The sequence below is a fragment of the Microbacterium lushaniae genome, from assembly GCF_008727775.1.
Taxonomy (GTDB): domain Bacteria; phylum Actinomycetota; class Actinomycetes; order Actinomycetales; family Microbacteriaceae; genus Microbacterium; species Microbacterium lushaniae.
Map to the genome: position 1 here is coordinate 129,751 of NZ_CP044232.1, position 23,111 is coordinate 152,861.

General features: G+C 70.8%; 25 protein-coding genes. 14 read left to right on the top strand and 11 right to left on the bottom strand.

The window, feature by feature from the left end; translation table 11 throughout:
• Window positions 1–9 precede the first annotated feature (9 nt).
• Entirely contained in the window at window positions 10–585 is a 576-nt protein-coding gene (locus F6J85_RS00610; protein ID WP_150923402.1) for a nucleotidyltransferase family protein, read from the top strand.
• A 100-nt stretch (window positions 586–685) separates the two neighbouring features.
• On the opposite strand, the gene F6J85_RS00615 is transcribed toward F6J85_RS00610, so the two are convergent.
• From F6J85_RS00615 to purS, 3 genes are all read right to left on the bottom strand, one after another.
• Entirely contained in the window at window positions 686–1,606 is a 921-nt protein-coding gene (locus tag F6J85_RS00615; RefSeq protein ID WP_150923403.1) for a 2-hydroxyacid dehydrogenase, read from the bottom strand.
• Between the two features lie 148 nt (window positions 1,607–1,754).
• Window positions 1,755–2,462 (bottom strand): phosphoribosylformylglycinamidine synthase subunit PurQ, encoded by a 708-nt coding sequence (gene purQ, locus F6J85_RS00620; protein WP_150920473.1) that lies wholly within the window; start codon window positions 2,460–2,462, stop codon window positions 1,755–1,757.
• Window positions 2,459–2,707 (bottom strand): phosphoribosylformylglycinamidine synthase subunit PurS, encoded by a 249-nt coding sequence (gene purS / locus F6J85_RS00625; protein ID WP_150923404.1) that lies wholly within the window; start codon window positions 2,705–2,707, stop codon window positions 2,459–2,461. The genes purQ and purS overlap by 4 nt, the downstream gene beginning before the upstream one ends.
• Before the next feature lie 269 nt (window positions 2,708–2,976).
• Between purS and F6J85_RS00630 the strand changes: the two genes are divergently transcribed.
• The 5 genes from F6J85_RS00630 (at window position 2,977) to F6J85_RS00650 (ending at window position 8,880) form a co-directional block, all read left to right on the top strand.
• Window positions 2,977–4,287, top strand: a complete 1,311-nt coding sequence (locus F6J85_RS00630; RefSeq protein WP_150923405.1) for an ABC transporter substrate-binding protein — start codon at window positions 2,977–2,979, stop codon at window positions 4,285–4,287.
• Window positions 4,288–4,360: 73 nt separating this feature from the next.
• Window positions 4,361–5,398: a carbohydrate ABC transporter permease gene (locus F6J85_RS00635; protein WP_150923406.1), complete on the top strand. Its 1,038-nt coding sequence runs from the start codon at window positions 4,361–4,363 to the stop codon at window positions 5,396–5,398.
• Window positions 5,395–6,330, top strand: a complete 936-nt coding sequence (locus F6J85_RS00640; protein WP_150920469.1) for a carbohydrate ABC transporter permease — start codon at window positions 5,395–5,397, stop codon at window positions 6,328–6,330. The genes F6J85_RS00635 and F6J85_RS00640 overlap by 4 nt, the downstream gene beginning before the upstream one ends.
• A gap of 36 nt (window positions 6,331–6,366) precedes the next feature.
• Window positions 6,367–7,845 carry a GH1 family beta-glucosidase gene (locus tag F6J85_RS00645; RefSeq protein WP_150923407.1) on the top strand — a complete coding sequence of 493 codons (1,479 nt, stop codon included), beginning with the start codon at window positions 6,367–6,369 and terminating at the stop codon, window positions 7,843–7,845.
• Between the two features lie 24 nt (window positions 7,846–7,869).
• Window positions 7,870–8,880 carry a LacI family DNA-binding transcriptional regulator gene (locus F6J85_RS00650; protein ID WP_420846111.1) on the top strand — a complete coding sequence of 337 codons (1,011 nt, stop codon included), beginning with the start codon at window positions 7,870–7,872 and terminating at the stop codon, window positions 8,878–8,880.
• A gap of 60 nt (window positions 8,881–8,940) precedes the next feature.
• Here the strand turns inward: F6J85_RS00650 and F6J85_RS00655 are convergent, their stop codons facing one another.
• The 3 genes from F6J85_RS00655 to purD form a co-directional block, all read right to left on the bottom strand.
• The gene (locus F6J85_RS00655; protein WP_150923408.1) at window positions 8,941–10,278 is read right to left on the bottom strand and encodes a uracil-xanthine permease family protein; all 1,338 of its coding nucleotides are present in this window, start codon (window positions 10,276–10,278) and stop codon (window positions 8,941–8,943) included.
• A 90-nt stretch (window positions 10,279–10,368) separates the two neighbouring features.
• Window positions 10,369–11,304: a phosphoribosylaminoimidazolesuccinocarboxamide synthase gene (locus F6J85_RS00660; RefSeq protein WP_150927072.1), complete on the bottom strand. Its 936-nt coding sequence runs from the start codon at window positions 11,302–11,304 to the stop codon at window positions 10,369–10,371.
• 17 nt (window positions 11,305–11,321) lie between these two features.
• The gene (purD, locus tag F6J85_RS00665; RefSeq protein WP_150923409.1) at window positions 11,322–12,593 is read right to left on the bottom strand and encodes a phosphoribosylamine--glycine ligase; all 1,272 of its coding nucleotides are present in this window, start codon (window positions 12,591–12,593) and stop codon (window positions 11,322–11,324) included.
• An 86-nt stretch (window positions 12,594–12,679) separates the two neighbouring features.
• Between purD and F6J85_RS00670 the strand changes: the two genes are divergently transcribed.
• On the top strand, window positions 12,680–13,048 hold the full coding sequence (locus F6J85_RS00670) for a sterol carrier family protein (protein WP_150923410.1): 369 nt from the start codon (window positions 12,680–12,682) through the stop codon (window positions 13,046–13,048).
• Window positions 13,049–13,138: 90 nt separating this feature from the next.
• Entirely contained in the window at window positions 13,139–13,471 is a 333-nt protein-coding gene (locus F6J85_RS00675) for a potassium transporter Trk (protein ID WP_150923411.1), read from the top strand.
• 4 nt (window positions 13,472–13,475) lie between these two features.
• Here F6J85_RS00675 and F6J85_RS00680 read toward each other — a convergent pair whose 3' ends face one another.
• The gene (locus F6J85_RS00680; protein ID WP_150923412.1) at window positions 13,476–14,081 is read right to left on the bottom strand and encodes a zinc-binding alcohol dehydrogenase; all 606 of its coding nucleotides are present in this window, start codon (window positions 14,079–14,081) and stop codon (window positions 13,476–13,478) included.
• 299 nt (window positions 14,082–14,380) lie between these two features.
• On the opposite strand from F6J85_RS00680, the gene F6J85_RS00685 reads away from it, so the two are divergent.
• The 3 genes from F6J85_RS00685 (at window position 14,381) to purF (ending at window position 18,046) form a co-directional block, all read left to right on the top strand.
• Window positions 14,381–15,232 carry an endonuclease domain-containing protein gene (locus F6J85_RS00685; protein WP_150923413.1) on the top strand — a complete coding sequence of 284 codons (852 nt, stop codon included), beginning with the start codon at window positions 14,381–14,383 and terminating at the stop codon, window positions 15,230–15,232.
• A 159-nt stretch (window positions 15,233–15,391) separates the two neighbouring features.
• A complete protein-coding gene (gene purM, locus F6J85_RS00690; protein WP_150923414.1) occupies window positions 15,392–16,540 on the top strand; it encodes a phosphoribosylformylglycinamidine cyclo-ligase in 1,149 nt (382 codons plus the stop codon).
• Window positions 16,541–16,546: 6 nt separating this feature from the next.
• Complete coding sequence (purF, locus tag F6J85_RS00695; RefSeq protein ID WP_150923415.1) at window positions 16,547–18,046, top strand: amidophosphoribosyltransferase; 1,500 nt, start codon at window positions 16,547–16,549, stop codon at window positions 18,044–18,046.
• Between the two features lie 85 nt (window positions 18,047–18,131).
• Here purF and F6J85_RS00700 read toward each other — a convergent pair whose 3' ends face one another.
• Entirely contained in the window at window positions 18,132–18,308 is a 177-nt protein-coding gene (locus F6J85_RS00700; protein WP_150920482.1) for a DUF3073 family protein, read from the bottom strand.
• 97 nt (window positions 18,309–18,405) lie between these two features.
• Between F6J85_RS00700 and F6J85_RS00705 the strand changes: the two genes are divergently transcribed.
• Window positions 18,406–18,999: a universal stress protein gene (locus tag F6J85_RS00705; RefSeq protein ID WP_238707015.1), complete on the top strand. Its 594-nt coding sequence runs from the start codon at window positions 18,406–18,408 to the stop codon at window positions 18,997–18,999.
• 3 nt (window positions 19,000–19,002) lie between these two features.
• On the opposite strand, the gene F6J85_RS00710 is transcribed toward F6J85_RS00705, so the two are convergent.
• On the bottom strand, window positions 19,003–19,608 hold the full coding sequence (locus F6J85_RS00710; protein ID WP_150920458.1) for a PadR family transcriptional regulator: 606 nt from the start codon (window positions 19,606–19,608) through the stop codon (window positions 19,003–19,005).
• Window positions 19,608–20,459 carry a DUF4097 family beta strand repeat-containing protein gene (locus F6J85_RS00715; protein ID WP_150920457.1) on the bottom strand — a complete coding sequence of 284 codons (852 nt, stop codon included), beginning with the start codon at window positions 20,457–20,459 and terminating at the stop codon, window positions 19,608–19,610. Before F6J85_RS00715 ends, F6J85_RS00710 begins: the two co-directional genes overlap by 1 nt.
• A 177-nt stretch (window positions 20,460–20,636) precedes the next feature.
• On the opposite strand from F6J85_RS00715, the gene F6J85_RS00720 reads away from it, so the two are divergent.
• Window positions 20,637–21,407, top strand: a complete 771-nt coding sequence (locus F6J85_RS00720) for a MerR family transcriptional regulator (RefSeq protein WP_150923416.1) — start codon at window positions 20,637–20,639, stop codon at window positions 21,405–21,407.
• A 117-nt stretch (window positions 21,408–21,524) separates the two neighbouring features.
• On the opposite strand, the gene F6J85_RS00725 is transcribed toward F6J85_RS00720, so the two are convergent.
• Window positions 21,525–21,689, bottom strand: coding sequence for a DUF2207 domain-containing protein (locus tag F6J85_RS00725; RefSeq protein WP_147911271.1), 165 nt, complete (start codon window positions 21,687–21,689; stop codon window positions 21,525–21,527).
• A 381-nt stretch (window positions 21,690–22,070) separates the two neighbouring features.
• On the opposite strand from F6J85_RS00725, the gene F6J85_RS00730 reads away from it, so the two are divergent.
• Window positions 22,071–23,036 carry a DNA topoisomerase IB gene (locus tag F6J85_RS00730; RefSeq protein WP_150923417.1) on the top strand — a complete coding sequence of 322 codons (966 nt, stop codon included), beginning with the start codon at window positions 22,071–22,073 and terminating at the stop codon, window positions 23,034–23,036.
• Window positions 23,037–23,111: the final 75 nt, after the last annotated feature.

Sequence of the window (23,111 nt, forward strand, 5' to 3'; positions counted from 1 at the left end):
GCTGTCGCGATGGCCGCTTCCGCCTCGCCCCGTGTGACCGGGATCGTGCTGGCCGCCGGCGCCGGCCGCCGGTTCGGCGGTCCCAAGGCGCTGGCGTCGGACGCGAGCGGAACCCCCTGGGTGCAGCGCGCGGTGGACGCTCTGCAGGGCGGCGGATGCGACGGCGTCATCGTCGTCCTGGGGGCTGCCGCCGCGCAGGCCGCGCTCCTGGTGCCGCCGTCGGCGAGCGTCGTCGTGGCGGCTGAGTGGGAGGCGGGCCTGTCCCGTTCCCTGGCCGCGGGGATGGATGCGGCGGGGGACGCGGATGCTGTGATTCTGGTGCCCGTGGACACGCCCGCCCTTCCCGCCGCCGCGGTCACCCGCATCCGCACGGCCGCCGGCGAAGACGCGCGCCACGCGCTGGTGCGGTCGACCTACGGCGGGCACCCGGGGCATCCGGTGCTCGTGGGCTCGGTTCACTGGGGACACCTGCGCGCACAGCTGTCGGGCGACGCGGGAGCCGGCGCCTTCCTCACCCGCGCGGGCGCGACGGCGGTGGAGTGCGGCGATCTGTGGACCGGCGCCGACCACGACCGGCGTCCGTGACCCCGCGCGCCGCGCATCACCCTCACCCCGCCCGACGCAGCCCGCCGGTGAGGCGGGCCCGTGATCGCAGCAGCGCGCGCGGGCAGCGCCCGTCGGCGGATCAGCCGCCGAGCACGACGTTCAGCGGTGGCTCACCGGCGTGCAGCCGCTCGATCTGGGCCCGCACCAGGCGCGCGATCCGCGGGCGCATCGCGGTGGTGGCGCCGCCCACGTGCGGGGCGATGAGCACGCCCGGCAGCGCCCACAGGGGGTGGCCCTCGGGCAGCGGTTCGGGGTCGGTGACGTCCAGCGCGGCGCGGATCCGCCCGCGACGCACGTGGTCGACGAGCGCGTCGGTGTCGATGAGCGATCCCCGTCCGACGTTGACCACCAATGCACCGTCGGGCAGTGCCGACAGTGCGGCGTCGTCGATCAGGTGCGTGGTGGACTCGCCGCCGGGGAGGGACGCGATGAGCACCTCGGTGTCGGCGAGGACCTCGGCCAGGTCGTCGATCGCGGCGACCTCGATGCCGTCCTCGGTGCGTGCGCGGCTGGCGACGGCGCGCAGCTGCACCTCGAACCCGGCCAGACGTGCGGCGATCGCCTTCCCCACGCCGCCGTAGCCGAGGAGGGTGACGCGCCGGTCGGCGAGGCTCTCAGCGAAGCCCTGCGACCACTTCCCGGCATCCTGCGCGCGGACGAAACCGGGGATGCCGCGCTGAACGGCAAGGGTGAGAGCGACCGCGAGCTCGGCCGTTGATGCCTCGTGCACCGACGAGGCGTTCGCGAATGCCTGTCCTTCCGGCAGCACGGAGTCGACCCCGTCGTACCCGATCGACTGGCTCTGGATGAGGCCCACCTCGATGCCGCTCAGGTTCTCGAGCACCGTCGCCAGGCCCATGTACGGCGGCACGACCATGTCGAACCGGTCACGCGGTGCGGGAGAGTCCAGATCCCACACGACCAGATCCACGCCCTCCGGCAGCGGCTGGATGTCGGCGGCGAGCTGTTCGGTGGGTACGGAGACGACGACGCTGGTCACGCCTCCACCGTAGCTTCCCGCGTCCGCGCGACGGCGGAAGTGCATCGAATCGGCGAGAGTGCACCGGATTCGGTGCCGGTTCGCCGAGATGATGCACTCTCGACGAAGAGGCGCGCGAAAGCCGCCGGATGCGGCGGATGCGGCGGACTCAGGCGGCGGCGGCGACCACGGCGGACAGCGCCGAGGAGAAGAACCCGAGACCGTCGACCCCCGAGCGCATCGCGACAGCGGTGCCGGGGCCGAAGCCGGGCTCGACCGCGTGCTCGGGGTGCGGCATGAGTCCCACCACGTTCCCGCGCTCATTGGTGATTCCGGCGATGTCGTCGATCGACCCGTTCGGGTTCACGCCGAGGTAGCGCAGGGCCACCAGGCCCTCGCCGTTGACCCGCTTGAGGGTCTCGGCGTCGGCGATGTAACCCCCGTCGGCGTTCTTGAGCGGGATCACGATCTCCTGGCCCTCGGCGAAGTCGTTCGTCCACGCCGTCGAGGCGTTCTCCACGCGAAGACGCTGGTCGCGGCGGATGAACTGCTGGTGGGCGTTGCGGATCAGCCCGCCCGGCAGCAGGTGCGCCTCGACGAGCATCTGGAAGCCGTTGCAGATGCCGAGGACGGGCATGCCCTTGGCCGCAGCATCCTTCACCTCCGCCATGATCGGCGCGAGGGCCGCGATCGCACCTGCCCGCAGGTAGTCGCCGTAGCTGAAACCGCCCGGGAGGACGAGGGCGTCGACGCCCTTCAGGTCGTGGTCGCCGTGCCACAGGGCGACGGGCTCGCCCCCGGCGATCGCGATCGCACGCTGCGCGTCGCGGTCATCGAGCGACCCGGGGAAGGTGATGACCCCGATGCGGGTGGTCACGGCACGACCTCGATGCCGACGACGTCTTCGATCACCGCGTTGGAGAGCACGTCGTCGGCGATCCGGCGGGCGGTGGCGAGCACGTCGTCGTCCACCTCGCCCTCGACCGTGAGCTCGAAGCGCTTGCCGATGCGCACATCGGTGAAGCTCTCGACGCCGATGCGCGCGAGTGCTCCCGACACCGCCTTGCCCTGGGGATCCAGCAGCTCGGCCTTGGGCATGACGTCGACGACGATGGTGGGCATTCGAGCTCCAGGAGTCGCGGGAAAGCAGGCGCTCCCATCCTACGGGCCCCGCCGCTGCCCGCGCCGCGACGCCCGGAGCCGCTGCCCGCGCCGCGACCACCGGGCACGCGGACCGGACGTGCCATGCGCGCGAGCCCAGGCGCGAGCCGGACGTGGCCGTGGGAGCGCTCCCTTGACTTCGTGGGAGCGATCCCATACGCTGACCGACGATCCGGTGAGAGCGCTCCCACGCTGAAGCCGTCCGTACACCATCCACAAAGGAGTGACCTGTGTCATCACGCGTCCTGCGACGCTCCGCCCTCGTGGCAGCCGTCGCATCCACCACAGCTCTCGTGCTCGCCGGCTGCGCCGGCGGGGGCGGCAGCGCCGCCGACGGAGACTCCGACGGGGACATCACCCTGTCGATCACGACCTTCGGCACCTTCGGGTACGACGACCTCTACGACGAGTACGAGGAACTGCACCCGAACATCACGATCGAGGCGACCAACATCGACACGGGCGGCAACGCGCGGACGGATGCGTTCACCAAGCTCGCTGCCGGTTCGGGCCTGTCCGACATCGTCGCGATCGAAGAGGGCTGGCTCGGCGCGATCATGGAGGTCTCCGACAACTTCGTCGACCTGCGCGACTACGGCATCGAGGACCGCAAGTCCGACTGGGTCGAGTGGAAGTACGACCAGGCCACGGACCCCGAGGGCCGTGTCATCGGCTACGGCACCGACATCGGTCCGGTGGGCCTGTGCTACAACGGCCCGGCCTTCGCCGCCGCCGGTCTCCCCACCGACCGCGCCGAGGTCGCGACGCTGCTCGAGGGTGACTGGGAGAACTACTTCGAGGTGGGCCGTCAGTACCAGGAGGCGACCGGGAAGGCCTGGTACGACCACTCCGGGTTCGTCTGGAACTCGATGGTCAACCAGCTGCCCGAGGGCTACTACACCGCCGACGGCGAGCTGAACGTCGAGGGCAACACGGAGCTGCAGGAGCGCTTCGAACTGCTCGGCGCGGCAGCCGAAGACGGCCTGTCGGCCGCGCAGGCGGCGTGGGACTGGAACGGCGGAAAGTCGTTCGTCGACGGCACCTTCGCGACCTTCGTGTGCCCCGGCTGGATGCTGGGCGTCCTGCAGGGCAACGCCGAGGCCGGCGGCGGCGACGCCACGACCGGATGGGACTTCGCCGACGTCTTCCCCGGCGGTTCGGTCAACTGGGGTGGCGCGTTCCTCTCCGTCACCGAGTCCTCGCAGCACAAGGAAGCCGCCGCTGAGCTGGCCGACTGGCTGACCCAGCCCGAGCAGCAGGTGAAGCAGTCCACCGCCGCGGGCAACTTCCCCAGCACGATCGAGGCGCAGGAAGCGCTCGCCGCCGAGGCGACGCCGAACGAGTTCTTCAACAACGCCCCCACCGGCGCGATCCTCGCCGAGCGCGCCAAGGACGTCATCGCGCAGTTCAAGGGTCCGGATGACTCCGTCATCCAGGAGAACGTGTTCGGCCCGCCGCTGTCGGCGCTGGACCGTGGCGAGACCGACACGCAGGGTGCCTGGCAGCAGTCGCTCGACCTCCTGAACGACCTGGTCGGCTAGCGATCGGCTGACGCATGCGGGGTCTCCGGACTCGTCCGGGGCCCCGCATGCTTCTTCCTCGAGAGGATTCGACATGACCGCCACCGCGATCCGCCCCGACACCGTCGCCACAGCCGCCCCGCCGCCGGCACCCCGCCGTTCCCTGCGTCAGCGGATGTCCAAGGCCGACCAGAAGGCCTCGCCCTACCTGTACATCGCGCCCTTCTTCCTGCTCTTCGGGCTGGTCGGGCTGTTCCCCCTGATCTACACCCTCAACGTCTCGCTGTTCGAGTGGGATCTGCTCAAGGGCCAGGGAGAGTTCGTCGGCTTCGGCAACTTCGCCGAGATCCTCAGCGACCGGATGTTCTGGAACTCCATCTCCAACACCCTGAGCATCTTCCTGCTCTCGGCCATCCCGCAGCTGTCCGTCGCCCTGGTGATCGCGTACCTCCTCGACCGAGGCCTGCGCGCTCCCACCTTCTGGCGGATGAGCGTCCTGCTGCCCTTCGTCGTCACCCCCGTGGCGACCGCGCTGATCTTCTCGAGCATCTTCAACGAGGCCGACGGCCTGGCCAACAACCTGCTCAACCTGATCGGCATCGCCGACCAGCAGTGGAAGCACGACACGTTCCTCAGCCACCTCGCGATCGCGATCATGGTGAACTTCCGCTGGACCGGGTACAACGCACTCATCCTGCTCGCGGCGATGCAGGCCGTCCCGCGCGACCTCTACGAATCGGCGGCGCTCGACGGCGCCGGTGCGGTGCGCCGGTTCTTCTCCATCACGATCCCGACGATCCGTCCGACGCTGATCTTCGTCGTGATCACCGCGACGATCGGCGGACTGCAGATCTTCGCCGAGCCACGCCTGTTCGACGTCTCCACCGCCGGCGGCATCGGCGGCAGCGACCGGCAGTTCCAGACGACGGTGCTCTTCCTGTGGGAGCTGGCGTTCTTCCGTCGCGACCTCGGTGAGGCCTCGGCCGTCGCGTGGCTGCTGTTCCTGCTGATCGTCGGCATCGGTGTCATCAACTTCCTCATCGCCCGCCGCATCGCCACCGGCGAGGGCAGGCCAACGCGTCGCGCGCGCAGGGCTGCGCGCCGCAGCGCCCAGATCGGAGCGGACGTATGAGCATCACGATCCCCGAACCCCTTCCCCCCGTGCAGGTGGATGCGGTCGAGCCCGACCGCCCGCGCAGGCCCCGACGCGCCGGCGGCCGCAAGCCGCGCGAGGCCGGTCCTGCCGGCATCGGCAGCCGCCCCGGTTTCCTCACCTATGGCCTGCTGGCGGCGTTCATCATCGGCAGCGCCTATCCGCTGTGGTGGTCGTTCGTCGTCGGGTCGGGGACCAACGCCACGCGTGGCGAGACGCTGCCCCTCATCCCGGGCGGCAACTTCCTCGCCAACGCCGCGCGCGTGTTCGACGCGATCCCGTTCTGGCTCGCGCTGGGCAACTCGGTTCTCGTATCGGCGATCATCACCCTGTCGGTCGTGACGTTCTCCACGATCGCCGGCTACGCCTTCGCGAAGCTCCGCTTCCGCGGTCGCGACGGCCTCATGGTGTTCGTCATCGCCACGATGGCGATCCCCACGCAGCTGGGCATCATCCCCCTCTTCATGGTCATGCGCGAGCTCGGCTGGACCGGAACGATCGGCGCGGTCATCGTGCCCACGCTCGTGACGGCGTTCGGCGTGTTCTTCATGCGCCAGTACCTCGTCGACGTCATCCCCGATGAGCTCATCGAGGCCGCCCGCATGGACGGGGCGAACCAGTTCCGCACCTTCCTGACCGTCGGACTGCCCGCCGCCCGGCCGGCGATGGCGATCCTCGGGCTCTTCACCTTCATGACGGCGTGGACGGACTACCTGTGGCCGCTGATCGTCCTCAGCCCCTCCAACCCGACTCTGCAGACGGCGCTCAGCCAGCTGCAGTCCGGCTTCTACATCGACTATTCGATCGTCCTCACCGGCGCGGTCATGGCCACGATCCCCCTCCTGGTGCTGTTCATCATCGCGGGCAAGCAGCTGATCAGCGGGATCATGGCCGGGGCCGTGAAGGGCTGAGGCGTGACCGACATCCGACGAGAGGATCCTCCTTCCATGACCACGACCGCCCTGCCGGCGCGCCCCGGACTGCGCGAATTCCCCTCCAGCTTCCGGTTCGGCGCGGCCACCGCTGCCTTCCAGATCGAGGGCGCCGCGTTCGAGGACGGCCGTCGCGCGAGCATCTGGGACGCGTTCTGCCGCGTGCCCGGCGCCGTGCTGGGCGGTGACGACGGCGACATCGCGTGCGACCACTACCACCGGTACCCGCAGGATGTCGCGCTCATGAAGGAGCTCGGCCTGCAGACCTACCGCTTCTCCACGTCGTGGTCGCGCGTGCGGCCCGACGGCGGTCCGCTGAACCAGGCGGGGGTGGACTTCTACCGGCGCCTCGTCGACGAACTGCTGGATGCCGGCATCCGCCCGTGGCTGACGCTGTACCACTGGGACCTGCCGCAGGCGCTTCAGGAGCGCGGCGGATGGACCGTGCGCGAGACGGCCGAGCGGTTCACCGAGTACGCCCTCGATATGCACGACGCCCTCGGCGACCGCGTGCAGGACTGGGCGACGCTGAACGAGCCGTGGTGCTCGTCGTTCCTGAGCTACACCGCCGGCGCGCACGCCCCCGGTCACTACTCCGCAGCCGAGGGGATGCTGTCGGCCCACCACCTGCTGCTGGGGCACGGCAGCGCGATCCGGGAGCTGCGCGCACGTGACGCCTCCCTGAACCTCGGCATCACGCTCAACCTCACGGTCGCCGACGCGGTGGATCCCACGGATGCGGCCGACGTCGACGCCGCCCGCCGCATCGACGGGCAGTTCAACCGCTGGTTCCTCGACCCGGTGTTCCGCGGCAGGTATCCCGGCGACATCCTCGACGACTTCCGGCGCGTGGACCCCGACGCCGTGGCGGCCCTGGAAGCGGCCGTGAAACCGGGCGATCTGGAGACCATCGCGGCACCGCTGGACACGCTGGGCGTCAACTACTACCACGGCGAGTACGTCGGGGGCCGCCCGCCGGCCGATGCCCCCGGCGGCGGCGACGCGCCGACCTCGCGCCGCACGCAGTCGCCGTTCCCGGCGTCGGAGGACATCTTCTGGCACGATCGCGGGCTGCCTCGCACGTCGATGAACTGGGAGGTGCAGCCGGAGGGCCTCACCCGCCTGCTCCGCCGCGTGCACGAGGAGTACACGGCCGAGCGCGGCGTCGCCCTCGTCGTCACCGAGAACGGCGCAGCCTACGAGGACGAACCGGTCGTCGTGGACGGGCGCGTGGAGGTGGACGACGCCGAACGCACCGAGTTCGTCGAGCTGCACCTGGGCGCGATCCTCGACGCGATCGACCAGGGCGTGGATGTGCGCGGCTACTTCTACTGGTCGCTGCTGGACAACTTCGAATGGGCGTGGGGCTACGCCAAGAGGTTCGGCATCGTGCGGGTGGATTACGAGACCCAGGAGCGGTCGATCAAGCGCTCCGGGCTTCGATACAGTCGCATCATCGCCGATCGCGCGCTGGACGATCCCGCCCACGCGTAGCGTCCCGCTCGGCGAGGAGGGGCGATGGGCTTCATGACGCGGGAAGCCGTCACGATCGAGGAGGTCGCGGCGCGCGCAGGCGTGTCGCGCTCGACAGTGTCGCGGGTGGTCAACGGATCGACGGCGGTCTCACCGACGGCGCTGGATGCGGTGCGCCGGGCGATCGCCGACCTCAACTACGTGCCCAACCGCGCGGCGCGCTCGCTCGCGCGCCGGCAGACGCACGCGATCGCCTTCGTGATCCCCGAAGACACCGACCGGTTCTTCGGTGACCCGTTCTTCGCGTCGATCGTCGCCGGCGTGCACGAGCGGATGGCGCAGTCCGAGTACGTGCTGAACCTCATCATCGCCAGCGACGATCCGCACGACAAGGCGACCACGTACCTGCGCAGCGGCAGCGTGGACGGGGTCATCGTCGCCTCGCATCACACCAGCGACACGTTCCTCGACCTGATCGCCGCCGACCTGCCGGTGGTCTACGGCGGCCGTCCCGTGCGCATCGGACCGTCGGACTACTTCGTCGACATCGACAACGTCGGCGGCGGCCGGGAAGCGGCGCGCTACCTCGTCGAGCAGGGGCACCGCCGACTGGCGAGCATCTCGGGGCCGGCGACCATGACCGCGGCCACCGACCGGCTCCGCGGGTTCCGCGATGCGGCCGAGCAGGCAGGCCTCGACCTCGTCGCGGTCGAGGACGGCGACTTCTCGGAGGAGGGCGGCGCCGACGCGATGCGCCGCATCCTGGACTCCGGGGCGGCGCCCGACGGACTGTTCGTCGCAAGCGACCTCATGGCACGCGGGGCGCTGGCCACCCTGCGCGAGGCGGGCGTGTCGGTGCCGGGGGATCTCGCCCTCATCGGCTTCGACGACTCGCCGGTGGCGACCGCGGTGACTCCCGCGCTCACCACGATCCGTCAGCCCTCGCGCGGCCAGGGCGTGAGCATGGCCGCGGTGCTGCTGGACCTGCTCGGGGGCAGGGACGCCGCGCATTCGACGATCCTGCCGATCGAGCTCGTGGTGCGCGAGTCGGCCTGACTCCGGTGCGGCGGATGCGGCGGCCGGCGCCGCGCGAACGCAGGACGCCGGCCGCCGCGATCAGCGGGGGTCGCCGCCGAGCTGGCCGACGGCCGGGATGGGGCCGCCGTCGTCGGCACCGGTCCGGCGGAGCCGGGCGACGAGGTTCCCGAGGTGGTAGATCACCAGGGCCGCCGCAGCGCCGAGGACGATGGCGCCCAGCTGGAAGTCGCCCCAGGCCATCTGGAATCCGGCGATCGCGATCACGAGCGACACCGCCGCGGTGTACTGGTTGACCGGGCGCGAGAAGTCGACGCGGTTGTCGACCCAGATCTTGATGCCGATGATGCCGATGAGGCCGTACAGGGCCGTCGTGACGCCGCCCAGCACGCCCGGCGGGATGGTGTTGAACACCGCGCCGATCTTCGGCGAGAGGCTCAGAAGGATCGCGGCGGAACCGGCGACCCAGTAGGCCGCGGTGGAGTACACGCGCGTGGCCGCCATCACGCCGATGTTCTCGCCGTAGGTCGTCGTGCCCGAGCCGCCGAAGACGCCGGCCAGCGTCGTCGCGGCGCCGTCGGCGATGAGTGCACGTCCGGTGGAGCGGTTCACCGACGCGTCGGTCATGGTCGCCACGCCCCGCACGTGTCCGACGTTCTCCGCGATGAGCACCAGCACGACCGGCAGGAACATCGCGATGACGCTCCACGTGCCGGGGGAGGCGAAGTCGGCGATCTCGAATTCGGGCAGCCCGATCCACGCGGCATCCGCCACCGGGGCGAAGTCGATGAGCTGCTCGCCCGTGGTCAGCTGCAGCACGACCGTCACGAGGTACCCGACCACGACGCCCAGGACGATCGAGATGCGGCCGAGGAAGCCGCGGAACATCACGCTGAAGAGGATGATCGCGGCGAGGGTGATCGTGGCGGGCAGGGGCTGCTGCTGGTAGCTGTCCCACGCCACCGGCGCGAGGTTGAAGCCGATGAGCGCGACGATGGCGCCGGCGACCACCGGCGGCATGAGCTTGTCGATCCAGCCGATGCCGGCGAACTGCACGATGAAGCCCACCGCGGCCAGCAGCACGCCGACGGCGACGATGCCCGCCAGGGCCGATCCCATCCCCGCGCTCGCGGTCGCGGCGGTGACCGGGGCGATGAACGCGAACGATGAGCCGAGGTAGCTGGGCAGCTTGTTGCGCGTGACGAGAAGGAACAGCAGCGTCCCGATGCCGGAGAACAGCAGCGTCGTGGACACGGGGAACCCGGTCAGCACCGGGACGAGGAAGGTGGCGCCGAACATCGCGACGACGTGCTGCACACCCACCGCGATCGTCGCGGGCCAGTTCAGCCGCTCATCGGGGCGCACGACCGCGCCGGGCTCGACAGTGCGACCGTTTCCATGCAATTTCCACACCGGCATCGGAGTCCTCCTCGGATAGCGCCTCCGTCACCCTAGCGATACGCGGCGTTTCGGCGCGGTTACGCCGCGTCTACCGGGCCGGGTGGGACTTCAGTACCCGGTGAGGCGCTGCAGCAGCTCGGCGTACCGGGCCTGCGTGCGCTGCACGATGTCGTCGGGAAGCGCCGGCGGCTCTCCCTGGCGGTCCCAGTGCGCGGCGAGCCAGTCGCGCACGATCTGCTTGTCGAAGCTCGCCATGCGCTCGGCGGGGGTGCCGCCGCTCCGCCAGGCCGCAGCATCCCAGTACCGCGACGAGTCGGGCGTGAGCACCTCGTCGGCGAGCACCAGGGTGCCCGCAGCATTGCGGCCGAACTCGAACTTCGTGTCGGCGAGGATGAGGCCCCGCTGCTCCGCCGTCGCGGCGGCGCGGCGGTAGATCTCCAGCGACAGCTCGCGCAGCTCGGCGGCGGTGTCGGCGCCGACCAGTTCGACGCTGCGCTCGTACGAGATGTTCTCGTCGTGGGCTCCCTGCGGGGCCTTGAACGCGGGCGTGTACAGCGGCTCGGGAAGCCGGTCGCCGTCGACGAGCCCTGCCGGCAGCGGGATGCCGCACACGGTGCCCGACTCGCGGTACTCCGCCCACCCCGATCCGGTGAGGTAGCCGCGTACGACGCATTCGATCGGCTGCATGTCCAGCGCCGCGACGACCATCGCCCGGCCCGTGACCTCCTCGGGGATGAGCTCGAGGGCGGCGTCGCCGACCAGCACGTGGTCGGGAATGAGGTGATTCGGGATGCGGCGGCCGCCGTCGCCGCCGGCCAGGCGGTCGAACCACCACAGGCTCAGGGTCGTGAGGATCGTGCCCTTGCCCGGGATGCCCGGGGAGAGCACGTGGTCGAACGCGCTCACCCGGTCACTCGCCACCACGAGCATGCGCGTCGGCCGAGAACCCTCGGAGGTGCCCTGCGGCACGTACAGGTCGCGCACCTTGCCGGAGTACACATGGCTCCAGCCGGGAAGTTCGAGGGTGTCGGTCACCCGGCCCATTATCCCGGTGGGCGCCGTCACGCCTCGAGCACGCGGTCGGCGATGTCGGTGCGGTATCGCCCGCCCTCGAGCCCGATGCGGCCGATGGCGTCGTACGCGCGGGAACGCGCCTCGTGGAATGTGGTGCCCAGGCCGACGACGCTGAGCACGCGTCCGCCGGTGGTGAGCAGGTGGGTGCCGTCGCGCACGGTGGCCGCGTGGGCCAGGTGCACGCCGTCGACGGCGCCCGCCTCCTCCAGCCCGGTCAGCCGCCGACCGGTCACGGGCGCTTCGGGGTAGCCCTCGCTCGCGAGCACGACGGTCACGGCGGTCGCCTCGGCGAAGGCGGGACGCGGGCGGTCCTCCAGATGACCGGATGCTGCGGCCAGGAGCAGGTCCGACAGCGGGTCGACCAGCCGCGGCAGCACGACCTGCGTCTCGGGGTCGCCGAACCGCGCATTGAACTCGATCACCTTGACGCCGGAGTCGGTGAGGATGAGCCCGGCGTAGAGGAGTCCGATGAAAGGCGTGCCCTCGGCATCCAGCTGCCGGATGACGGGACGGGCGATCTCGCGCGTGACGAGGTCGACGAACTCCTCCTCGCCGCCGAAGCGCTCGGAGAGCCAGGGGAGCGGCGAGTACGCGCCCATGCCGCCGGTGTTGGGGCCGGCGTCGCCGTCGAGCAGGCGCTTGTAGTCCTGCGCGGGGCTGAGGGGCAGCACGCTGTCGCCGTCGCTGAGGAAGAACAGCGACACCTCGGGCCCGGAGAGGAACTCCTCCACGAGCACCGGAGCGACGGCGAGATACGTCTCGGCGTGGGCGAGCGCAGCGTCGCGATCGTCGGTGACGAGCACGCCCTTGCCTGCCGCCAGGCCGTCGGCCTTGACCACGTGCGGAGCGCCGAGCTCGTCGAGGGCGGCGGCCACCTCGGCGATCGTGTGGGCGCGGATGGCGCGGCCGGTGGGGACGCCCGCGGCATCCATCACCCGCTTCGCGAACGCCTTGGACCCCTCCAGCTGCGCGGCCGCCTTCCCGGGGCCGAACACCGGGATGCCGCGGGTGCGGAGCGCGTCGGCCACGCCGGCGATGAGCGGCGCCTCCGGTCCGACGATGACGAGGCCGATGCTCTCGGTGCCGGCGAACTCGGTCACCGCGACCGGATCGGTCGGGTCCAGCGGCACGAGGTGGGCGTCGGCGGCGATGCCGGCGTTGCCGGGGGCGGCGAAGATGGCGTGGTCGGCGTCTTCGGCGCGCAGGGCCAGGATGAGGGCGTGCTCGCGGGCACCGGAGCCGAGGACGAGGATTCGCACGCGCCCAGCCTACCCAGCACGCTTCCGCCCGCCGCGTGCGGTCTCACCGACCGCGGCGGAGTGCGGCGGCGGCGTAGCGTGGACGCATGCCGCGAAGGATCGACACCGCCGAGGGCCGTCGTGCACTGGCCGCCGTCTCCGACGCCCGCACGGCCGGGACGCCGCCGGCCCGCACCGACCTGGCCACCGCCGTCCGTTACCTGCTGCAGCTGCTCGCCGAGAAGGCGCCGGGGCAGACGGTCGAAGTGCGGGTGCCGCCCTTCGGCGCCGTCCAGGTGATCGAGGGTCCGCGCCACACGCGGGGCACGCCGCCGAACGTGGTGGAGACCGACCCCGCGACGTGGATCGCCCTGGCGACGGGCCGGGAGTCGTGGGCGGATGCTGCCGACTCGGGCCGCATCGCCGCCTCGGGGGTCCGGGCCAACCTGACCGAGCTCCTCCCGCTGCGCCCGTGAGCGGCTGAGCCCGGCAGCGTACCCCGGCCGCGCCCGCGTGAGGACGCCGATGCAGGAGCCGGCCGCCGAGCGCGGTGCGACAATAGAGGCATGTCCGATCAGCAGCCGCCGTCCGTGCGGGACGAGATCGAGACGGTGCGCGTGCGCCGCTCTCCGAAGTACGGCGTCTTCCTCGCCCTGGGCGCAGCGCTCGGGCTGCTGGTGGCGATGATCCTCACCTTCGCGTTCGACGGCACGGCGATGGAGAGCCCCAACTCGGGCATGCAGTACTCCACCACGCAGGTGTTCGGGTTCGTCACGCTCATCTGCGTGCCCGTGGGCATCGCCCTCGCCGGTGCACTGGCTCTCATCCTCGACCGCGTCGTGGGCAGGCGCACGCGCGACGTGCGGGTCGACCACGAGTCGGTGAACCGGCCCGGCTGAGCCGTCAGGCCAGCTCGGCGATGATCGGGTGGATGGCCGCGTCGAAGGCGACGACGTCGCCGCGCAGCCCGTCGGTCACGGCCACCGTGAGGGAGCCGATCCACCACACGCCGCGCTGGGACAGCGGCAGCACCTGCACGTTCAGTTCGAAGGAGTGCGCGCGCCGGCCCACCTGACGTTCGTGCTCGGCGATGGCACTGGCGTACGCCCGGTATGAGACGCCGGGCTTCGCGTTGGCGCGGTAGCGCTCGTGCGCGGTCCGGGCGAACGCCACCGCAGACTCGGCGTAGGGGGCGAACGCGTTGCGCAACGCGCCTGCGGACGCGGGCAGTGCGACGAGCGTGTGGAATCCGTCGACCAGGTCGAGAGGCTCGGGGGATGGATGCGCCTGCGGCTCGACCGTCATCGCCCAGTACGCGCGCCACTGGCGCTCCAGCAGCGCCTGGAGGTCGTCGGGCCGGTGGTGCTCGATCCGAGGGGGAGCCCCGCGGAGGTGGGGGAGCTCGTCGGGGGAGCGGATGCCGAGGGTCTGCCTGAGGTAGAGCGCGACGAGCACCGGCTGACCCGCGTCCTCGCGGATCACCCACTCCGGACCGTTCCCGTCCCGCATGCCGCCCATCTTAGGAGCCTCTCCGCCCGGCGTTCCTGCCCTTGTGCGCATCGTCCCGGTCACCCCGCATCCGCCCCGCCCCGCGCCCCCTCCCCCGCGCCCCCTCCTCCCGCAACGCGCGGCGGGCGGAGGGGATGTCGGGAGGGGAGGGCCGAACCCGTGGTTCCCCACCTCCGTTCGCGACATCCCCTCCGCTCCCGGCAGGTGCGTCTCTCCTGCACAGGCAGGGATCCGCGCGCGTCATCCCCCATCCGCGCCGGCGGCACCGCACGTCCGACGGCGCTCCGCATGCTGGGGGGATGCAGCGGCGTACACGCGACCTCCGGCCTCCGCTCCTGCGCGCCGTACGCGCGCGCGGCGGCGTCGCGCGCAGCCGCGCCCTCATCCGGTCGGGGCATTCCGAGCGCGTGCTCGCCGAGGCCGTCGCCGACGGCGCGCTGCGCCGCGTGCGCCGGGTGTGGGTGGCGCTGCCCGATGCCGACCCCGCGCTGGTGCGGGCGGCAGAGGCGGGGGTCGTGCTGTCGTGCGTCACGGAGGCGGCGCGAGCCGGCCTGTGGGTGCTCTCGAACGATCGGATGCACGTCGCGGCTCCTGCGCACGGCGGCCGCATCGCACTGCCGGATGCCCATGTCCACCGTGCCGCGCCGCTCGTGCCGCGCCCTCCGGAGCATCTCACCGACCCGATCGAGAACGTCCTCGCCCTCGTCGCCGACTGCCAGCCGTTCGAGCCGGCGCTCGCCGTCTGGGAGTCGGCGCTGCGGCAGGGCATCGTCGACTCCGCCGTCCTCGCGCGCCTGCCGCTGCGTGCGACGGCGCGCGAGCTGCTGCGGGAGGCCGTGCCCTATTCCGACTCGGGCCTGGAGTCGTTCGTGCCTCGGCGCCTGCGATGGCTGCGCGTGCGGATCGTGCCGCAGGCGTGGATCCACGGGCACCGCGTCGACTTCCTCATCGGCGAGCGGCTCATCCTCCAGATCGACGGCGGCACGCACGTCGGCGCCCAGCGCGAGGCCGACATCCGCCATGATGCGGAACTCATGCTCAGGGGATACCACGTCATCCGCGTCGGCTACGCCCAGGTGGTGGGCGACTGGCCCGGCGTCCAGGATGTGATCATGCGCGCCGTCGCGCAGGGCCTCCACCGCGCATCCTGACGCGCCGCCTCGGACACACCCGCCGCCGGGGGAGGGGATGCCGCGACCGGAGGGCCGACAACGCCCGTTCCGTCCTCCGCTCACGACATCTCCTCCGCTCGCAGAACGCCCGCCGGACGACGGCGCCGAGGCGTCCGGGAGCGCCGCTAGGCTGAGGGCGTGGCGTCCCACAACCCCTACACCGAAGCCGGCGTCGACACCGCGGCGGGTGACCGAGCGGTCGAGCTGATGAAGTCGGCGGTACGCCGCACCCACGGGCCCGAGGTCCTCGGCGGGGTGGGCGGATTCGCCGGGCTCTTCGACGCGAGCGCCTTGCGCGCCTACACGAAGCCGCTGCTGGCCACCAGCACCGACGGTGTGGGCACCAAGGTGGCCATCGCGCAGGCGATCGACAAGCACGACACCATCGGCATCGACCTGGTCGGCATGGTCATCGACGACATCGTCGTGGTGGGAGCCAAGCCCCTCTTCCTCACCGACTACATCGCGTGCGGCAAGGTCGTGCCCGAGCGGATCGCGGCGATCGTGGCGGGCATCGCGCGCGGATGCTCCGAAACCGGGACGGCGCTCGTGGGCGGCGAGACGGCCGAGCACCCGGGCCTGCTCGGACCGAACGACTACGACGTCGCCGGCGCGGCGACCGGAGTCGTCGAAGCCGACAAGGTGCTCGGCGCCGAGCGGGTCGCCCCCGGTGACGTCGTGCTGGCCCTGGCTTCGAGCGGACTGCACGCCAACGGCTATTCCCTCGTGCGCCACATCGTGGCCCGCCGCGGCATCGGCTACGGCGATCCGGCCGCCGATTTCGGCGCGACGTGGGGCGAGGTGCTCCTCGAGCCCACGCGACTGTACACGGCTCCGCTCCTGCGGCTGCTCTCCGGCGACTCCGGCGTGCACGCACTGAGCCATGTCACCGGCGGAGGGATCGCGGCCAACCTCGCCCGCGTGCTGCCGCAGGGCACGTGGGTCGACCTCGACCGCTCGACGTGGTCGCCGCCCCCTGTCTTCCGCGTCCTCGCCGACCTCGGCGACATGCCGCTGGTCGCCACCGAACCGACGTGGAACCTGGGCGTGGGTTTCCTCGCCGTGGTCTCCGCCGACCGGGCGGATGCGGCGGCCTCGGCGCTCGCCGCCGCCGGCATCGCGACCTGGCAGGTGGGTGTGGTCCACGACGGCCCACGACCGGACGGCCTCTTCGAGCAGGGCGCCAAGGGCGTCGACGGCGGCGCGGTGCGCCTCGTGGGCACGTATGCGGACAGCGGCGGAGCCACCGCCGGCAGCACCGGGACACCCGGGAACGGAGCGGAATAACACCCCATGTGCGGCATCGTCGGCATGGTCGGGCGCGGCCCGGTCAATCAGGAGATCTACGACGCCCTGCTGCTGCTGCAGCACCGCGGGCAGGATTCCACCGGGATCGCCACCGCCGAGGCGAGCGGCGTCTTCCACATCAACAAGCAGCGCGGCATGGTGCGCGAGGCCTTCCGCACGCGCGACATGCGCACGCTCCTCGGTGAGATCGGTCTCGGTCACGTCCGCTATGCCACGAAGGGCACCGCCTCCAGCGAGGAGGAGGCGCAGCCGTTCTACGTGAACGCCCCGTACGGCATCGTCCTGGTGCACAACGGCAACCTCACCAACACACGCGAGCTCACCGATCAGCTGTTCCACAAAGACCGCCGGCACCTGAACACCACGTCCGACACCGAGCTGCTGGTGAACATCCTCGGTTCCGAGCTGCAGTCCGAGATCACCGAGCCCGACCTCGACCCCGACCAGGTGTTCCGCGCCGTCGCCCGTGTGCACGAGCGGGTCGAGGGATCGTACGCGGCCATCGCCCTCATCGCCGGACACGGGCTGCTCGCCTTCCGCGACCCCTTCGGCATCCGGCCGCTCATCCTGGGCACGCGTCCGGTCGGCCCCTCGACAGGCTCGGGGACCGACGGACGAGGCTCAGGGGCCGCGGGGTATGAGTGGGTCGTCGCCTCCGAGTCGCTCGTGCTGGAGAACGCCGGCTTCGAGGTGGTCCGCGATGTGATGCCGGGCGAGGCGGTGTTCGTCACCCTCGATGGGACGCTGCACACCCGGCAGCTCGCCGCCGCCCCGGTACTGAAGCCCTGCTCCTTCGAGTACGTGTATCTCGCGCGACCCGACTCGATCATGAATGGCATCTCGGTGTACGAGGCGCGGCTGCGCATGGGCGAACGCCTCGCCGACACGATCGCGAAGTACACCCCGCCGGGAACCATCGACGTCGTGATGCCGATCCCCGACTCGTCGCGGCCGGCGGCGATGCAGGTGGCCCGCAAACTCGGTCTGGAGTACCGGGAGGGCTTCTACAAGAACCGGTATGTCGGCCGCACGTTCATCATGCCCGGCCAGGCGGTGCGCAAGAAGAGCGTGCGCCAGAAGCTCAACGCGATGTCGAGCGAGTTCAAGGGCAAGAACGTGCTCCTCATCGACGATTCGATCGTGCGGGGCACGACGTCCAAGGAGATCATCCAGATGGCCCGGGATGCCGGTGCCAAGACGGTGACGTTCGCCTCGGCGGCCCCACCGGTGCGCTACCCGCACGTCTACGGCATCAACATGCCGTCCCGCCAGGAGCTCGTCGCCCACGGGCGCACGGTGCCGGAGATCGCTGAGGAGCTCGGCTGCGATTACCTGGTGTACCAGGAGGTCGAAGACCTCAAGGCGGCGATCCTGGAGGGATCCGACGTCGAGGACCTCGACATGAGCTGCTTCGACGGCCGGTACGTCACCGGCACGGTGACGCCCGAGTACCTCGCGTGGGTCGAGGGCAGCCAGCAGTCCTGACCGCACCGCGCACACAGCGAAACGGCCGGCCGCAGCACTGCTGCAGCCGACCGTCGTCGTTGACCGGCCTGACCCTCAGCGGGTGTCAGGCCTTTTCGCCCTCAAGCTTGTCCTCGTGCTCGTCGGCCCACTTGTCGACGTACTCCTCTTCGCTGGAGTGCCCGAGCTCTCGCTCGAGGGCGGCGAGGTTCACCGAGTACGTGTCGTACTTCAGCTCACGGGCGATTTTGGTGTGCTTCGCCTTTTGACGGCCACGCCCCATGCGAGACCCCCTCATGTTCGACAACGTGGGCTGTTCACGGCCCGACGCATTCACGGATCCGGATCGAACCGGTAAGAGTAGCATTCAGGATATCACGGTGACCCCCCGCGCTCTCTGCGCGGTGGCCGGGCGCGAGGGGATGCAGATGGTGGACGAAGCAGCCGGCAGTCCGGAGCAGCGGGCCGCCGCCGCGGCGGACGCCCCACACGGTGCGGTGATCGCCGGCGCCGTCCCCGGGCAATCGCCCCGTGTCATGATCGAAGCCGCGCGCTATGCGCGGCTTCTGTCGGCGCCACTGGTCATCGCGCATGTGGATGTCACGCGCTTCGTCACGTACGAGGACCCGGATGGTTTCGTGCACTCGGCCCCGATCGACCTCGACATCGGCGGAGGCGAGGTCGAGTTGAACGAGGTCCGCGCGGCCGCCGAGTCGGCCCTCGCCGAGTGCCCCGTGCCGTGGAGCGTGCACCAGCTGGTGGGCGATCCGGCCCTCGCCATCAAGCACCTGGCCGAGCGCATCGACGCGAAGCTGCTGGTCGTGGGCACCCGCAAACGCGGCTTCGGCGACTCGCTGCGGGAGTTCTTCACCGGCTCGGTGGCGGCGCGGCTGAGCCACCGCCAGCACCGGCCGGTGCTCGTCGTCCCGCTGGGCGATCCGGTGCCCGACGATCAGGACATCGTCTGGAGCTGATCGTCAGCCACGGATGGCGCGGACGACCGCGCGGGACGCGTCGTCCAGCGCGGCCTCGAGGTCGTCCACCACGGAGGAACTCAGCTCACCGCCACGGGCGACGTGCGTGCGCAGGTCGGCGCGCACGCGGGCGCGGAATCCGTTGACGATCGCGTCCGCCCGGTGGAGCTGTTCCCGGCTGCGCGTGCGGACGTCGTCGGCGGGGGTGGCCGGAGTGCTGCGTCGCTCCTCCTTCGCCGCGGCGGCCAGGTCGGCGCGAAGACTGCGCATCGCGTCTCGGACGCTCCCGCGCACCTCGTCGGCGATGAGTCGCACGCTGTCGGCGAGCCCGGCCTGAATCCCGTCGAGCTCGCCCGTGCGGGCAGCCACCTCGGCCCGGCCCGCGTCGGTGATCTCGTACACCGTCTTGCGTCCCTCCACCGACTTGGTCACCAGCCCCTCCTCCTCCAGCTTGGCCAGGCGGGGGTACACCGTGCCGGCCGACGGCGTGTACGTGCCGCCGGTGCGGTCGGACAGCGCCTGCATGAGGTCGTACCCGTGGCGCGGCGACTCGTCCAGGAGGCTCAGGAGGTAGAGGCGCAGGTCGCCGTGGGAGAAGACGGCGGCCATCACCACTCCTCCTCGGCCTCGAGGTCGGACTGGCGCACCCCGGATGAACCGCGGCGCAGGACGGTCACGTTTCCGGAGACGGAGTGGGCGCGCACGTCGACGAAGGACCCGCTGAGTTCGCCGGTGGACCCGGTGTAGTTCGTCGGCCCCGACCCGGAGCGGGTCTGACCGTCGATGAGGATGCGGCCGCTCACGCTGCGCACCGCGTAGTTCGCGGGAAGATCGTCGTCCAGGCGGATGGTCGCGTTGCCGCTGACGGTGTTCATGCCGATGGTGTGGACCGTACCGCGCGAGTCGACCAGCATGGCGCCCGAGACGGTGTCGATCGACGCCTTCGACACGCTGCCGGTCGCCGCGATGTCACCGGAGACGCTGTTGGCGCTGAGGGCGCCCTTCAGCTGGCGCACCTGCACGTCGCCGGAGACGGCGTTCACGTTCATGTCGCCCGTCAGGCCGTCGACGATGATGTCGCCCGAGACGGTGTTGAGCCGCGCGTCGGTGTGCAGTCCCGACACCAGTGCGCTCGCGCTGACGACTCCGAGGGTGAGGGCGATGTCACGGGGGACGGCGACGCTGATCTCCGCGCGCGGCCCGCCGGCCCCGAAGTTGCGGAACACCTCCAGGAAATTGTCCCACCGCAACTGCGGATGGTCGATCTCGAGGCTGTCGTCGGTGATCTCGATACGCAGGTCTTTCACCGTGACGCTGTGCACTTCGATCCGGGCGCCCGGTTCGTCGTGGGCGACGATGTCGATCTGGCCGCCGACGAGGCCGACCTTGAGTGCGCGAACGGTCTCGATGTCGATGACGCGCGTCTCGCCCGGGTGGATGAGCCACTTCTCGAGGGTCATGAGAACTCCTGAGGATGAGAGGGTGGAATCGCGATATATCGCGTCCGGCGAGAGTAACACGATATATCGTGTCTGCGTCAAGAGGGGGCTGTGCCGGGCGACGTCGACATCGAGGCGACGCCGAAGTTGACGTTGACGCCGCGTCAACTCCTACAGTGGAGAGCGGAGGGGGCGCACATGGAATGGTCCATTCAGCAGATCGCGCAGTTGACCGGCACGACCAGCCGCACGCTGCGCCATTACGGCGCCGTCGGGCTGCTGCATCCCTCGCGGGTCGGGCACAACGGCTACCGGTACTACGACGAGGGCGCGCTCCTGCGCCTGCAGCGGATCCTCCTCCTGCGGGAGCTCGGACTCGGTCTGGCTCAGATCGCCGAGGTGCTGGCCCGGGAGGGTTCGGAGGAATCGGCGCTGGCCACGCACCTGGCGTGGCTGCGCCGGGAGCAGGAGCGGCTGTCGCGGCAGATCGCCGCGGTGGAGAAGACCCTGAAGAAGAGAAGAGAAGGTGGGCCCCTGATGGCACAGGAGATGTTCGACGGATTCGATCACACGGAGCACCGGGAGGAGGTCGTCCAGCGCTGGGGAACGGATGCCTACGAGCGCTCCGACGCGTGGTGGCGTGCCAGATCGGCCGAGGAGAAGTCGGAGTGGTCCCAGCGCACCGCCGCGCTCGTGCGCGCGTGGATCGACGCGGCCGAGCGCGGCGACGATCCGGCCGGCGAAGCGGCGCAGGACCTGGCGGCGCGCCATGTGGCGTGGCTGACCGAGGTGCCCGGTACGCCGGCGGCCGAGCCGGCGGGCGACGTGGCCGGTTACGTCCTGGGACTGGCCGACATGTACGTCGGCGACCCCCGATTCGCGCGGACGTATGCCACCAGCGCCGGCGGCACGGCCGGGGCGGAGTTCGTCCGGGCGGCGCTGCGCGTCTACGCCGACACAAGCTTGTGAGCGAACGAGCGGATGCCACGTCCCTTGGGGGGAGGGACGTGGCATCCGTGGTCGCGATCAATCAGATCGCGGAGGGCGGATCGACCCGGTGTACCCGTACACCGATCCATCCAGGGGTCAGACGCTCTTGCGCCCGCTGATGACGCGGAAGAGGAATGCGATCAGCGCGATCACGCCGACGATCAGCGCCACCCAGAGCAGCCAGTTGAGCGCGGTGTTCAGACCGCCCACGATGGCCAGCACGATGGCGACGACGATGATGATGAGGAGGGCGATGTTCATGTCGAGGTCTACTCCTTCTCTAGGACGACGCCCCGCTGGAGGGCAGGGCGTCGGGCGCCGTGTGCGGCGCCCATCTACAGTGCCTGGTGAACCCCCGGCAACGCAGGGGGTTGACGTGTCGCGACGCTGGGTGCTACCACGCGGCGCGCGCAGGAGCAAGAGGCGTTCCCTGTCAACCCCATCCCAGTAGTTTTCCGCGCCTCGTACCGTCGTAGCGTCGAAAGGAGCCGCCATGCCTGCGGGACGTGGATCTCATCTCAAGGATCGCGAGATGTACGAGGACCGGCGCACGGACGGCGCGTCGCAGGAGGGGCTGGGCTTGAGCGGCTGCTCGCGTGAGAAGAAGTCCGAGCTCATTTCGATGCTGCGAAACCACTGACCGTGGCACGACTCATCCGGGTCCGCCCCTTCGAGGACCCGGGGTACCGCCGTGTTCGCTCCGGCAGCGGGTTCCGCTACATCGACCACCGCGGCCTTCCGGCGCCGTCCCAGGATGCCGAGCGTGCGCATGCCCTCGTGATCCCGCCCGCGTGGAGCGAGGTCTGGATCTCCCGCGCGGAGCGCGGTCACATCCAGGCGGTCGGCACCGACGACGCCGGTCGCCGTCAGTACCTCTATCACCCGGAGTGGTCGAAGAAGCGCGACAAGGGAAAGTACGCGCGCGCCCTCGAACTCGCCGGGGCCCTTCCGCGCGCCCGGCGACGGGTCACGCAGTCCATCCGCCGCGAGGCGCTGGACCGCGAGCGGGTTCTCGCCGTCGCCTTCCGGCTGCTCGACCAAGTGGCGCCCAGGGTCGGTTCCGCCCGGTACTTCGCCAGCAACGGCAGCCGCGGGCTGACCACCCTCCTGCGCCGGGATGCCGAGGTCGACGGCTCGCACGTCACCCTGTCGTTCCCGGCCAAGAGCGGCAAGCGCGCCCTGCTGGAGCTGGACGACGAGGATCTCGCCAGCGCCGTCACGGAACTGGCCGCCGGGCGACCGCGCGCGCACCTGCTGGCCTATGTCCGCGGTCGTCGCCGTGTACCCCTCACGCCGGGCGACGTGAACGCCTACGTGCGCGCACTGACCGGCGGTTCGTTCACCGCGAAGGACTTCCGCACCCTCCGCGGCACCATCCTCGCCGCCGAGACCCTGGCTCGCATCGGCACGGTCGACACCAAGACGGATCTCAAGCGGGCGGAGCTCCTCGCCGTGCGTGCCACCGCGGAGAAGCTCGGGAACACGCCGTCCGTCGCGCGGGGGAGCTACATCGATCCGCGCGTCTTCTCGCTCTACCGTCGCGGTCAGCTCATGGAGCTGGACGGCTCCCGAGACGCCGCCATCCGCCGCCTCATCCTCGGGGAGTGACAGCACCTGGGAGGCTGCCGCCAGCTGGGGGAATGGAAGGCCGCGCATGGGATACTGAGGCCCCGATACGCCTCC

Coding starts and splice junctions, on each gene's coding strand:
- F6J85_RS00610 (WP_150923402.1), top strand. CDS start 10: ATGGCCGCTTCCGCCTCGCCCCGTGTGACCGGGATCGTGCTGGCCGCC.
- F6J85_RS00655 (WP_150923408.1), bottom strand. CDS start 10,278: ATGCCGGTGTGGAAATTGCATGGAAACGGTCGCACTGTCGAGCCCGGC.
- F6J85_RS00685 (WP_150923413.1), top strand. CDS start 14,381: ATGCAGCGGCGTACACGCGACCTCCGGCCTCCGCTCCTGCGCGCCGTA.
- F6J85_RS00700 (WP_150920482.1), bottom strand. CDS start 18,308: ATGGGGCGTGGCCGTCAAAAGGCGAAGCACACCAAAATCGCCCGTGAG.
- F6J85_RS00720 (WP_150923416.1), top strand. CDS start 20,637: ATGGAATGGTCCATTCAGCAGATCGCGCAGTTGACCGGCACGACCAGC.
- F6J85_RS00715 (WP_150920457.1), bottom strand. CDS start 20,459: ATGACCCTCGAGAAGTGGCTCATCCACCCGGGCGAGACGCGCGTCATC.
- F6J85_RS00640 (WP_150920469.1), top strand. CDS start 5,395: ATGAGCATCACGATCCCCGAACCCCTTCCCCCCGTGCAGGTGGATGCG.
- F6J85_RS00670 (WP_150923410.1), top strand. CDS start 12,680: ATGCCGCGAAGGATCGACACCGCCGAGGGCCGTCGTGCACTGGCCGCC.
- F6J85_RS00675 (WP_150923411.1), top strand. CDS start 13,139: ATGTCCGATCAGCAGCCGCCGTCCGTGCGGGACGAGATCGAGACGGTG.
- F6J85_RS00645 (WP_150923407.1), top strand. CDS start 6,367: ATGACCACGACCGCCCTGCCGGCGCGCCCCGGACTGCGCGAATTCCCC.
- purS (WP_150923404.1), bottom strand. CDS start 2,707: ATGCCCACCATCGTCGTCGACGTCATGCCCAAGGCCGAGCTGCTGGAT.
- F6J85_RS00660 (WP_150927072.1), bottom strand. CDS start 11,304: ATGGGCCGGGTGACCGACACCCTCGAACTTCCCGGCTGGAGCCATGTG.
- F6J85_RS00650 (WP_420846111.1), top strand. CDS start 7,870: ATGGGCTTCATGACGCGGGAAGCCGTCACGATCGAGGAGGTCGCGGCG.
- F6J85_RS00680 (WP_150923412.1), bottom strand. CDS start 14,081: ATGCGGGACGGGAACGGTCCGGAGTGGGTGATCCGCGAGGACGCGGGT.
- F6J85_RS00725 (WP_147911271.1), bottom strand. CDS start 21,689: ATGAACATCGCCCTCCTCATCATCATCGTCGTCGCCATCGTGCTGGCC.
- purF (WP_150923415.1), top strand. CDS start 16,547: ATGTGCGGCATCGTCGGCATGGTCGGGCGCGGCCCGGTCAATCAGGAG.
- F6J85_RS00635 (WP_150923406.1), top strand. CDS start 4,361: ATGACCGCCACCGCGATCCGCCCCGACACCGTCGCCACAGCCGCCCCG.
- F6J85_RS00710 (WP_150920458.1), bottom strand. CDS start 19,608: ATGGCCGCCGTCTTCTCCCACGGCGACCTGCGCCTCTACCTCCTGAGC.